Raw genomic sequence first — 12,592 nt, forward strand, 5'->3', positions numbered from 1 at the left:
TATGCACTAGTCAGACTTCGTTCTCACGTGGAGCAGACGAAATTTGCTCACTTTCGAAGAAGTCGCTGATTGATGCCTTGCCGGCAATCCGCCCGCCAAGAATTTCGGTCATCATGCCTTCGAAGGCCTCGACGACGCGAGCCGGCGTGTCGACGAGCCTGTGCTCAAATAGCAGGGCGTCGTGCATCGGCAGGATGGCTCTCGCATCTTCGATGGAGGCGACCGCCAGCAGTGCGCGCTTGAATATCAGCGATGCCGTGCCTTGGACCACTTGGCTCACGGCCGAGCGCTGCTCTTTACCGGACAATTGTCCTCTGCCGTCTCGGCGGTAGTGGTTGCCTAAGACGGTAGCCACCCGGCCGATGCTCTGAAACTCGATGCAAATTTCTTTCTTCCAGTTCTCGTAACGTTCGAAGAGTCGAAACGCCTCTTTTGCCTTCTGTCTGTCAACACCGAGGGTAACGGCGGCGTCCACAAGCGCCTTGCGGCTCATCCCGTAGGCATAGGAAAGGAACAGCTGTTTGGCGGCCTTCCGATTGCCCACCAGACCTAAGTGCGTAGTCGCGAAGAGCTCATACATGTCACCCGCTGCATAGAGCTTCTTGAGCTCCTCGTCCCCGGACAGAGCCGCCATGATCCCGACCTCAAATTGGTCGAAGTCGACGTACCCGAGTTGAGCACCACCGTGCGCGATGATGATCGACCGATATCGCTTCGGTATGTTCTGGAGACTTGGACTGCGGAGCTGCACTCGCGATGTGCGAGAGCCGAACACGTCCACCACCGGTCGAGTGTTGTCGGTGGACAGTGTGAGCGAGCCCAGCACTTTGCGAGCCGTATCGAGGGCAAGGAGCTCTAGGGTGTCGCCACCGAAGTCGTGCTCATGAGGCACGAACTCGAGTAGATATTCGACGGACACTTCGTCCAGCTGGAAACCCTCCTTAAGCAGCTTTGCCTCGATGGCGCGCCTTCTCGGCGTTTCGAGCGGCATGTCATGCTTCGCGGAATAGTCCTTCAACAAGAGAAAGTAGTCGTGGTCTGCCTGCGCCCGCTTGTCCGAGAGCCCTTCCGTGTCGATAGAGATTCCGTTCGACATCGAGAGTTGGAGCAATCGATAGACAGGCATCTCAACGGAGAAGAAGCGATCAATTTCACCATCAGCGAACGCCTGCGCGCAGAGATCAAGGTACATCGCTGAGATCGCCTTTGCAGCCTCGGCAGCGACCGTTTCGTCGAAGGGGATGCCCTTGTTGAACATCTTCTGGTAGGCCTCGCAGACCTCCTGATTGGCCCCGTATTTCACGAGATGCGTCGTGACGTCGCGCTTCTCGCGGGCGAGTCGTTCCTCGGGGATTCCGCTAATTGAGATACGAAGCTCGTCGACGTCGACGATCGCGTCAGGCAGCTTGCCCGTCGCATCAAACAGTGCATCGCGGATCATCCAGAAGTCGTGGCACACGACGATCCCCGGATATTCGACGACGCTCGCGGCGTCAGTTTTCTCGATCTGCCCATCTTGGAACCAGTAAAAGGAGTCGGCTCCCCTCCCCGTGAAGTCCTTCATGAAGAGCAGCAGCCGGGAGAGTAGGTCAATCATATCCGCTGACCTCATCGACGAGGTTCAGGAGATCTGTACTCTCGCGCACGGCGAACGGGAGGCCGTCTTGGTTGCAGTGACGCTCGGCCCGGCGCCCGGTCCCCTTCAAGCAGACGGGAACATGACCGTAGAGCGGACGCCTTGCCTCGTCGTCAAGCACCGATGAGGCGATGAGGAGGTAGCGGGCGTTTTGGTAAGGAAGCGTCGCGAATTCTTGCAAGCACTTCTCGATGAGGGCCTTCTCGTCGACGCATCGGAGCCAGATCAGGATGGCGGCGGCCTCCCCCGACCTCATGTCCTCACCAAGTTTACGGTCTGCCAGTGCTACAAGATCATCGGAGCGGTGTCGCCGCACCGCGAGCAGCATCCAGATGTTGTAGTTCTGCCAGTCGTGGATAGCCCCGTCCTCCGCGAGGAGGAAGGCCTCAAGGGCTGGCAGGCAACGCCCGTCGCGATCCAATGTGGCGATCAGCCGGCAGTACTGGTCAGTCGTGACGGCGTGATCAGACAGCGAGCGCGACAGCGTGTCGAGGAGGTTGATCGACAATGCGTCGCCGACATCGAAAAGGCCGGAATCCACGATCTTTGCCACCCGATTCACCGCGAAGCGGAAAGTCCGCGTCTGCGAATCCCCCTCGGCGATGCATCGGCTCAGGATCTCGAAAATGTAGGTCACCGATCGGGTCACGATGCGTCGGCTGCGAGACTGCCACATCTGATTGATCGCGATCGTCGAGCTGTCCTGAGAGGGGAAGTACTCGACTACTTTCTCGTTTGAGACGTCGGGCGGGAGGATCTCTGTTTTGTTGGCGTTGATGTTGAGGCCGACCTTACGCAGCTGCCGAATAAGGTCTTGCAGAGCGCGCCGGGCGTGCATCTCGGAATCGGCGATGATTCGGATGTCGTCGACATAACGATAATAGTCATAGCCCTTCCTGGTCATTTCCCTGTCTACAAATGACAGAAGGATATTGGACAAAAAGGCCGACGCGTCGCGATTCTGAGGCAGACCATGGTCGCGGCTGAACGTCCACTGCTTGAGCAACCTGTCGAGAGTGGCGATCGCGTTGCGGATTTGCAGCTTTTCTGGCCCGGTCGCCACCAGATATGGAACCGCCTCTTCGAGCGCCTTGATGATCTGCACGCGCGAGACGTTTTCGAAGAAGTTGCTGAGGTCGGTGACTAGCAGATGTCGCCCCGATCTGCGGAATGTCAGCGTCACGCCTTCGAACGTAAACCACCGGTCAATCTTGTTCTTGAATAGGTATTTCGGATTAAGCGGCGCTGGTTCGTAGCGGTAGCTTAGCACCCGATGGCCGAGGAGCGGGTCGAAGAATGGGATTAGGAAAGTACAGATCGCCTGGTAAACGAAGCGGTCGAAGAAGTCGGTCTCGAGCCCGTAGCGCTCGCCATATCCCTTCTTTGGTATGTTCCTTACGACGCTGCGGGTACCCCGATACACACCGTTCCAGTCCTGCAAGAGCGAGATAATGATCCGCTTCGCCTCGGTCGGATCCTTGAAAAGGTCGTCATAATGTAGGCAGTCAAAGTACCAGTCGTCGCGCATATCTTGACGCAGATGTTTTAACACCAAATCGAATTGAACCGGGAACCCGAGCGCCTGACCGTTCAGCCAGAACGCTGGATTGAGCACGTAGTCAGTCTCGCCGCCCACCTCGTCACCGCTTGCCACTCTAGACCCACCCCTCTCTGCCGCTGATTTAAGCCTCAACAGAACCCATCTAACTTGTTCCGGTCTGGTCGTCAGCAATGCTCAAACGTGGCTGGGCAATGTCCGTTTTTCTAATGCTTGCCGCCGCTACCTACCAGTCCGCAATCGGCCCACTTTCGGGCGTAATTCTTAGCCAGTGGACTGTTCGTAGAATGTCGGGTTTTGGCGATGGACCTGCCGCTGAGACCACCGCGTGGGAATGACGGCAAAGTCCCACATTTCGCCATTCCGCCGGCAACGCAGCCACTTTCCGATCACGGTACTGCTACCGACACTGCAATCGACATCTTACCACCGGCATCGCCGGGCGCTAAGCGCCCGGCTGCCCTTCCCTCGCCTCATCGTCGAGCGGCGTCCGCAGCACGATCCGGCCATTAATCGGCACGACTTCGAGCTGGAGCGACAGGCCCTTGCGGTCGCGGTGGAACCATGCGGCTCCGACCTTGGTCTAGAAGGCCTTGTCGCCGCGACTGCTGACATGCCAAGCGATGAAATCCACAGCCAGTCCTCGCGGCACTCGGCCCCGCACGCGCGGTAATTCAAGATCAGGTCACCCATGGTCCAAACTCCATCCGGCAAAGCCGCAAGCGTCACGCGGCATGCGGCTCTGCCTTCCGGCGAGGATGGGAGGGGGAGGGACAACCCCAATCGATGCCCTGACGCGGGCCAGCGGGCGCAGCCCGCCACACGGGAGTGATGATTGGGGTTTGGGAACGAGAGGGCAAAGCCCTTGGTGTTCCCCTCAGGATCGCTGCAGCGATCCGCACAAGGATGCCGCTTGCACCTCGCGAAGCCGCCGCCGGGCGCCCTGCGCGCGGGCCAAGTGGGCCAGCGGGCGTCGGGCAATGAGGGAGGCAAGAGCGCCTGCGGGTTAGTTCAAAGACACCGCGCCCTCAGGAGCACGGCCAAAGGCCATGCGGGACAGAGCGCGTCCTCCAGAAGCTCCCGCTCCGCTTTCATCCGCTCCTGATCGTCACCCAGACAGGCCGGGACTACAGGCCCGGTCCGCGCCAGCGGATAGAGCAGGTCTCCCTCAGGGCAGCCCCTCTCAATAAGCATCGCCAAACCCGTTAACATCGGTCATCCGACCGATGCGTTGAAGCAAAGCAACCAATATGGCAGTGTTGGCCTTACCTAAACGCCCGAGTTAGGGAGCTCACCGAGCGAAGTTGCTATTTGCACTACCTTTTTTGTGAAACCTCTTCCCACTTATGAGGGTTCCGGATTATCGATGACCGATCAAATGCGGTCGCTGTGGCGAACCGATGGCTGCTAGTGTACGGGATGGCATGGTAGATCAGGCATCAAGCATCGTTACGGGGAGCCCCGACGACAAATCTAGCTCGTTGAACTTTGACGTCAGCACTGGCTTGAAGCGGGTAATCGGGCGGGACCTGATCACCGACGATGAAGTCGCAATCTTCGAGCTGGTGAAGAACGCCTTTGATGCTGGCGCTAAGAAGGTGCAAATCCGTTTTGATGGAGATCGGCTTTGGATCGTCGATGACGGATCAGGAATGTCGCTGGACGACATTCGAAGCAAATGGCTAAAGGTCGCCTACTCTGCAAAGAACGAGCGGAACACTGGGAAGACTACAGGCTTTCGCGGTGAGATCTCTGAGCGTCGGCACTTCGCAGGAAGCAAAGGCATTGGCAGGTTTTCGGCTGATCGGCTCGGGCACCGATTGGCCATGCAAACTCGAACGTCTCGGGACCCGCAAGGTGTACACGCAATCGCGGTTGATTGGGATGAATTCGAAAAGGAAGCTACCCAGCAGTTCTCGGATATTCCGGTCCAGTATGCTTTAGCCGACGGTTTCAATCTACCTGATGATATCGACGCTCCTGCAAGCGGTACGGCCCTAGAGATCATCGCTACACGGCTTGACTGGGACCGTGCCAGAATACTCCACCTAAAGTCGTCCTTGGCAAAGCTAATCAATCCGTTCGGCGCCTCAACAGATGGATTTGAGATCCAAATTATTGCTCCGGCAGAAAAGGTTAGAGATGAGCTGGAGGTGTTCGGCGAAGAAATTTCCTCTCAGCACACGGTTAATGGTCCAGTTGGTAATTTTATCTTCTCGGCCTTGCGCGAGAAGACGACCTTCATCGATGTTGTGATAGAGGAAGAAGGTAACCTCATCCGGAGTACGCTCGTCGATCGTGGCGAACTGGTTTTTGAAACTTTAGAGACTAACCCCTATCACCTGCTGCGTGACTCGGCTTTCCGCTGCCAGATCTATTACCTGAATCAATCTGCAAAGATGACTTTTACCCGGAGAATGGGGGTTCAACCGGTCAAGTTTGGATCGATTTTCCTCTTTAGAAACGGCTTTAGAGTCTTCCCAGTCGGTGAGCCAGGCGATGATTGGTTCGGTATCGATACCCGTAAGCAACAGGGATACGCGAGGTACTTCGGTACTCGCGAACTGATTGGTAGGATCGACGTCGAGGGGAGCGAAGAAGTGTTCCGCGAGGCGTCGAGTCGTGACCAAGGGCTCGTGGATTCGCCTGCGGTTCGCATGCTCCGCGAGATTTTCTGGGAGCATTGCCTAAAGAAACTTGAGCGATATGTCGTCCCTGTCTCGTGGGTCGACAAGGGTGAAGCTCTTTCCGATGACCTGTCTCGGTTGATGACCGATGCAGGCAAGGTTCGGGTCACTGCTGCAATTTCCCGGCTTCTTGACGACCCGAACGTCGAGCTCGTTCGCTATAGCAAGAAGCTTATCGACGTCATCAATGAGCGTGCAGAGGGGTTCGAGACCTCGATTGAGGCTCTTAAGTCCATTGCCGCTAGGACGGACGACGCTGATTTTCAGGAACGGCTGAGCGAGGCCGAGAGACGCTTTCGAGACCTAAAGATAGCAGAGGCGGAAGCGCTCCGCGTAGCCAACGAAGAAAGGAGAGAGCGAGAAGCAGCCCAAGCGCGCGCGAGGGAAGCAGAACAGCGCGCAGCTTCGACCGCCGCGCAACTCGAAGAGGAAAAAAAGAGATCAATTCTTTTGACCTCGCTCTCGTCTTTAGATGCTGAAAATATTATCAACATGCATCACCAGATCACGATCTATGCGGCTGATTTGAAACAGCACGTAGAGAATTGCTTAGCTGCCTCTAGGGAGCGGCAGCTAAGCACGAGCGACCTAGTCTCACGCCTAGAGCAAGTGGCCTTCCTCAACCAAAAGGTCCTTTCCATTGCGAGACTCGCGACACGGGCAAATTTTCGCTTGGAGTCCGACGAGATCGAGAAAGATCTAGCGGACTACATTGAGCAATACATCGCGGAGGGTGCGTCACCTTACATTGGCGGTGGCGTCATTACGCTCAATGTCGAGAACAGTGCGAAGGGCTTCGTGCGTAAGTTCCGTCCGATGGAAGTATCGATCGTTATCGACAACCTCGTGAGTAACGCGAAGAGAGCACGCGCAACCGCGATGTGGTTCGAACTTCGTTCGCCTGATGCAAAGACCTTGGAGCTGACCGCTCGTGACAACGGTGCCGGATTTCCTGCGGGCATCGAAGACACCGAGCAGCTATTCGACCTTGGGGTATCGCGGACGCACGGATCCGGGCTCGGACTTTACCACGTGCGACAAGCGCTCGCCGAGATGGGTGGCTCTATTTCAGCGATTAAGCAGGATGGTGGCGCCAAGTTTCAGATAAGGATCGCGAAGTGAGGCTAGATTTTCGGATTCTGTGGATCGACGATCAACCCAAGCACGTGAAGAGCTTCAAGGAAGGCATCGAGCGACATCTCAGGCATCTCGGTTTTGAACTTGAAGTTCAAGAGATCTCCAGTCTCGAACAGGTCGACGACATCGTTGAGATGCATGTCCATGACGATGGCATTGATTTGGTATTGGTCGATTACGATCTTGGCCACGGCGGCGAGGGTGGACAAGAGGCTCTTATAAAGATCCGGAATAGCTTCCCTTATAAGGACATAATCTTTTACTCTGCCGCCGACACCGACAAGCTTCGCGAAATTGCCTACAAGGCTAAGATAGACGGGGTGCACTTTGCGACCAGAATAACGCTGTCTGATGACACCTCGCGGTATATCGATACCATGCTGCGGAAGGTAATGGATATTGATCACATGCGGGGTGTTGTCATGTCGGCTACAAGCGATATCGATTGGCTCGTGGAGCGGACGTTAGGCGCAATTCACGAGCGGCTTCCGCCCGAACGTTCGGAGGAAACGGCAAAGGCCATGGCAGAGGCCATAGTTAAAAAACTCGAATCGAGCAAAAAGGACCTCGACAAGGCCTTGGAAAAGGGCGGCATCGAGCCGCTCATTAAACTAAAGTACCTCGTCACCGCGAACGACAAGCTGGGCTACCTGATCGACGCCATGACCACGTTAGCTGAGGGCTCTGATAACACGGTCGTCGAGCTTGCGACCGAATACAGGAAAAACGTGGTGCCGCGACGTAATAAGCTCGCTCACGTCGTTTCCAAGAGAACAAACGGCAAGCAAGTGCTTGAAGGACCAGATGGCTCCTTCACCGAGGAGGAAATGACGGAGTTGCGATGTGAGTTGGTCAAGCATCGCAAGAATTTTAGCGATGTTGCTGTCATCTACGATGTCCCCCTTGACTGAGACTGTCGCGCCATCCGAGCCCAACTCGTCTTGGCAAAGCTGAGGTTGAGCCTTTCGCAAATACCCACTTAGAGCCTCGTGCTCGGCTTTGGGCACGCCCGAAAGGAGACGTGAAAAACCTCGGAATTCGCCTGGACCATGCGAACGCGTCGTGCTAGCGACGTAAGCATGAGTCTCGATACCGATTTGATGGGCGCTAAGGGCCTCGACAGCGCAGGGAACACGATGGCCCCGCAGAATCCGGCAGGGAAGCAGGCAAAGGTGCGATCGATGTACTCCGCGATCGACTTGTTCGCTGGCTGCGGCGGGCTTGGGACCGGACTAGAAAACGCTGGCTTCACAACCGTGTTCGTGAACGAACTCGACAAAGACGCTATGGCCACCTACTTGCGTAACCGCGGGCACGAGCTCGGAGGCATGCGTTTCTCGGATAATGCCGAGCTTCGCTGCCATGACGCGCACGAGCTCAACGGCAAGCGGCTAGAGAAACTTGTTGACGATCTTGGTGCCTTGGCTGAGGTCGACTTGCGGTTCGAGCAGTCGAACCTTGGCAAGCTGAGCAACCTCGACCTCGTCGCCGGCGGCCCTCCATGCCAAGGCTACTCGGGCATCGGGATCAGACGCTCCTACGCAGTCGACAAGGAAGCCCTGCCTTCGAATCGGCTTTACGCGAGAATGACCAAGATCATTGAACGGCTCCGGCCGCGCATGTTCTTGTTCGAGAACGTCCGCGGGCTTCTGACGTCTCGTTGGACGCGTGATGGCTCGCGGCGAATTTTTCCAGATGTCTTGGCGGAATTCCGCCAGATCCCGGGCTACGAGGTCCGATGGTCGCTGGTTTACGCGAAGGATTACGGCGTTCCGCAGAATCGGCCGCGCGTGCTGCTCGTCGGAATTCGGACTGATGTTCTCGAGGCCTGCAGCTTTCTCGACAAGGGCGCTGACGCGGAAGACGCGGTCGCCTGTGGCTTCTTGCCGCCACCGAACCGGGGATCGTTTCCTGACCTAATCGACTTGCTTGGGGACCTGATCGATCCCATGGTAGCTAAGATCCTACGGAGCGGCGACTTCCCCTCCGGTTCGTTCGGGACGAGTGCATACCCGCGCAGGCCGATGAACGAGTTGCAAGCTGGATTTCGTACTCCGCCGGTCTGGGCCGCGGCGCGGGCAGGCAGGTTGACAGAGCAGGAGTACAGCAAGCACAAGCGCGAGATCGTCGAGAAGTTCGAATACATGCTGGCGAACGGCGGCGAGATTCCCGAGCATGCGCAGACGAAGAAATTCTCTCAGCGCGTCTTGAAGCCCCGTTGGGGGAACACCGAACCGAACATGACCGCGACGTCGCTTCCGGACGACTACGTCCATTTTAGCCAGCCGCGCATTCTCACGGTCAGGGAATGGGCGAGGCTCCAGATGTTCCCCGATTGGTACGAGTTTTCTGGTAAGCGAACGACGGGTGGCATCCGGAGGGCCGGGAATCCTCTCGCGGGCAACTTTGACCGAGAAGTCCCGAAATACACTCAAATCGGCAATGCCGTTCCCGTCGGCCTCGCCGAGGCCGTCGGCAACCACTTCCGCAAGATCCTCGACGAAGCGGTGGGGCCCCGTGCTTGAGAAAAGCGACACGGACGTTGGCAACGTCCTCGCCTCGTTTACTCGACACGAGATCGACGTCGCCCTCTTGGTTCCTACCGAGACCGGGCTGAAAAAGTCGATCATGGATGCCACCGCTAATGTGCGGGAGTACCTCGCTACGGCTAGGTACCACGATTTCAACGATCAAGTGCAAGGACCGGAGAACAAGGCAGCGGGTCGAGCCTACTTTGTTGAGCCGGATGGCTTAATCGAGACAACAGTCTCGCTGTATCGTCCCCTCACGAAGTCGGGCGATCCGCGTATCTGGTTTGCCCGACTGGGGCGCTATGCCGATCCCTACAACTTGCTCGCCGTATTTGAGCACGAGGGCGACCTCTACGTGGTCAACGCGAGCCGGCCCGGGGTCTTGGACTCACTTAACAACGCTGGGAGCCCCCTTGGGCATATCGCGCTAAAGTACCGGCGCGGCGAGGACCCGGTCGTCGGCGAATTGCTTGATGCTCTGAGGGAAATCGCCGCGCAGGGGTTCGTTCGCACGCTTCGTCCGGGCGATACTGGAGTGGGCATGACGTTGGAAACCTTGCTCGGCATCGCGGCCAATGCCGAAAAGACGCCTGACTTTAAGGGGATCGAGCTCAAGGCGAAGCGGATCAATCGGGCTCCGACCAGGTCCACGCTATTCTCGCAGTCGCCCGATTGGACGGCCAGCCCGGTAGGCTCGGCGTGGAATCTTCTCAGCACCTTTGGGTACCATCGAAACGGCAAGCTTCGCTTGAATTGTGAGATCAACGCGAAAGCTCCAAACTCTCTCGGGTTCATGCTCAGTGTCGACACGGAAAGGGACTGGCTGAAGCAGGACCATGTCCGAGCGATGGAACAACGGCGCTCGCATGTAGTTACTTGGCCCCTCGAGGTCTTGAGAGGCAGGCTGCGCGAGAAGCATCCCCAAACCTTCTGGGTCGGTGCGCGCTGCCGCGGTAAAGGCGCAGACGAGCATTTTCATTACACGCAGGTCGAACATACGCGCGCGCCGAATGTGCGTAATTTCCAAGCGCTTCTTGAAAGCGGCGTGATCTCCGTCGATTACCTCATGAGCCAAAGAGGCGAGAAGGCGATGGTCAGGGACCACGGTTACCTCTTCAAGATCAAGCAGAAAGACTTCCCGGCACTGTTCCCGCCATCTCATCTCCATGTCCTCGCCTGACTGGGTCCTCGGTACCGGCGAAAAGCGAAAGCTGACGCTCCTCGCGGCCGATCTCTCGGACTGGTATCGGCAAGGTGGCGGCCGATCATTTCCATGGCGCGAACCGGGTACGCGACTTTACCAACTCGTTTGCGTAGAAGTCTTGCTCCAGCGGACCCGGGCCGAAACGGTCGCAAGCTTCTACCATCGGTTCTTCACCCGATTCCCGGGTTGGCTCGAAATCGCGGACGCACCAACCGTAGAGCTCGAGGAGTTCCTCAAGCCGCTCGGCCTCTGGAAACGCAGGGCCGCGTCATTGCGTGCGCTCGCGGCCTATGCTGCCGAGCATGACGGCATGTTTCCCAAGCGCTACGAGGAGCTCCTGCAGGTGCCTGCCGTGGGCCAGTACGTGGCCCACGCGATCTTGATGTTCCAGCATGGAGAGAGATATCCGCTCATCGACGTGAACATGGCGCGCGTGGTCGAGCGTTTCGTGCGCCCTCGCAAACTCGCCGACATCCGGCACGACCCTTGGCTTCAGCAAGCTTGCAAGTGGCTCGTGAGGCGAGGCGACCCTAGAACGATCAATTGGTCGGTGCTCGACCACGCCGCGTTGACCTGTCGCGCGCGCAACCCCGACTGCCAGTCGTGTTTAGTTTCGAGTAGGTGTGCATTCAAGGCTACGTAGGATCTTCGCGAGGCACGGTCGGCTTCGAATATGCCGCCAAGTAGGTTTCAACCTTCTCGATCGTGCGGCGCCGCGGTCGCCTTCCGAGCCGAAGGTCAAGATCGGACCAAGGGTCGCTGGCTGCCCGCCTCCCGAAGCGCGTCGCCAACATCCACGATGAATGCGTCTCTTGGAGGCAGGCGAGCGGGGAATAGGTCCGTGGTAGACGCCTAATCCTAAGATCACCGTCCTTGATGTTCCTGAAGCCACTCAGCCGCCTTCGCCGCCGCGCTTGCAGCGGAGAAGATCGCCCGGTTGTCACCCTTGAGAACCTTGAGCCAGCTGGCGAGGTAGCAGGCATGATCGGGACGCGGGGTGACCGATAGGCCCAGGTCGCCGCACAGGAAGGCTGATCCCAGCTCGGCGACCAGCTCTTCCATGGCGTAGGCCTCGTCGCCGAAGCGCTTGCCGAAGGTGCGGGCGAGCCGGTGATCAGCCCCGGTCCAGTGGACCAGCTCGTGGAGCAGGATGGCATACCAGTTCTGCTGGGCGCTGGCGGTGCTAGTGGCAAAGAAACGCTCCCGGTCGGGCATGGTGATCATGTCGGTGGAAGGGGTGTAGTGGGCGCTGTCGCCTTGGATGCGGATCGCGGCACCCGTGTCAGCGATGAAGGCCTCGACATCAGGGATGGGATCGAAGGCCTCGGCGTCCGGCACCTCGGGCAAGGCGTAGCCCTCGACCTGCGCAATGTTGAACACATGCGAGCCCTGCGCGAAGATCCGGCCCGCGCCCTCGCGCGCCTCATCTTCGCTGCCTTCGGCTCTGTCCAAGACCTTGTAGAACACGATGGGCGAGGCCTTCTCGCCCTTGCGGACCTGCGCGCCCATCGACTGCCACTGGCGATAGGTCGCCCAGAGACCGTGGCCGAAGTCCTGCGCTTCGGCGCTGGCCCAGAGGGCAAGGACATTGACCCCGCGATAGGCCTTGCGGGTGACCGCGTTGATGGGCCGGGTCAGCGGGGCGCTGCTGCGGTGCCAGGGGAGGGTGTAGTCACCCGTGCCGCGCTCCAGCGCGGCGATGATCTGGTTGGTGATGGTGTCGTAAATGCTGGCGGTTGCGGTGCTGGCCATGGTGGTAAATCCTTCGTCCTGTCGTTGGGAACGCGGATGAAGGGACGGGCCGGATGGCCGGGCGGGTCAGCGCGAAGCGCGGAACAG

The 12,592-nt window shown here is 58.2% G+C and carries 8 protein-coding genes; 5 read left to right on the forward strand and 3 right to left on the reverse strand.

Going from position 1 to position 12,592, the window contains the following annotated elements; all coding sequences use genetic code 11:
* Positions 1-10 precede the first annotated feature (10 nt).
* Both OPU66_RS01975 and OPU66_RS01980 read right to left on the reverse strand, forming a co-directional pair.
* Positions 11-1,564 carry a DNA polymerase gene (locus OPU66_RS01975; protein ID WP_498551908.1) on the reverse strand — a complete coding sequence of 518 codons (1,554 nt, stop codon included), beginning with the start codon at positions 1,562-1,564 and terminating at the stop codon, positions 11-13.
* Positions 1,565-1,589: 25 nt separating this feature from the next.
* Positions 1,590-3,290 (reverse strand): RNA-directed DNA polymerase, encoded by a 1,701-nt coding sequence (locus tag OPU66_RS01980; protein WP_498551909.1) that lies wholly within the window; start codon positions 3,288-3,290, stop codon positions 1,590-1,592.
* Positions 3,291-4,699: 1,409 nt separating this feature from the next.
* On the opposite strand from OPU66_RS01980, the gene OPU66_RS01985 reads away from it, so the two are divergent.
* The 5 genes from OPU66_RS01985 (at position 4,700) to OPU66_RS02005 (ending at position 11,396) form a co-directional block, all read left to right on the forward strand.
* Positions 4,700-7,003, forward strand: a complete 2,304-nt coding sequence (locus OPU66_RS01985; protein ID WP_498551910.1) for an ATP-binding protein — start codon at positions 4,700-4,702, stop codon at positions 7,001-7,003.
* 44 nt (positions 7,004-7,047) lie between these two features.
* Positions 7,048-7,929, forward strand: coding sequence for a hypothetical protein (locus OPU66_RS01990; RefSeq protein WP_498551911.1), 882 nt, complete (start codon positions 7,048-7,050; stop codon positions 7,927-7,929).
* Positions 7,930-8,097: 168 nt separating this feature from the next.
* The gene (locus OPU66_RS01995; protein ID WP_498551912.1) at positions 8,098-9,543 is read left to right on the forward strand and encodes a DNA cytosine methyltransferase; all 1,446 of its coding nucleotides are present in this window, start codon (positions 8,098-8,100) and stop codon (positions 9,541-9,543) included.
* Positions 9,536-10,729, forward strand: coding sequence for an MvaI/BcnI family restriction endonuclease (locus OPU66_RS02000; protein ID WP_498551913.1), 1,194 nt, complete (start codon positions 9,536-9,538; stop codon positions 10,727-10,729). Before OPU66_RS01995 ends, OPU66_RS02000 begins: the two co-directional genes overlap by 8 nt.
* A complete protein-coding gene (locus OPU66_RS02005; protein ID WP_498551915.1) occupies positions 10,716-11,396 on the forward strand; it encodes a hypothetical protein in 681 nt (226 codons plus the stop codon). Before OPU66_RS02000 ends, OPU66_RS02005 begins: the two co-directional genes overlap by 14 nt.
* Positions 11,397-11,617: 221 nt before the next feature.
* On the opposite strand, the gene OPU66_RS02010 is transcribed toward OPU66_RS02005, so the two are convergent.
* Positions 11,618-12,505, reverse strand: coding sequence for an ArdC family protein (locus OPU66_RS02010; protein ID WP_498551916.1), 888 nt, complete (start codon positions 12,503-12,505; stop codon positions 11,618-11,620).
* Between the last annotated feature and the right edge of the window lie 87 nt (positions 12,506-12,592).

This window comes from Sphingomonas sp. URJC2, from assembly GCF_059803575.1.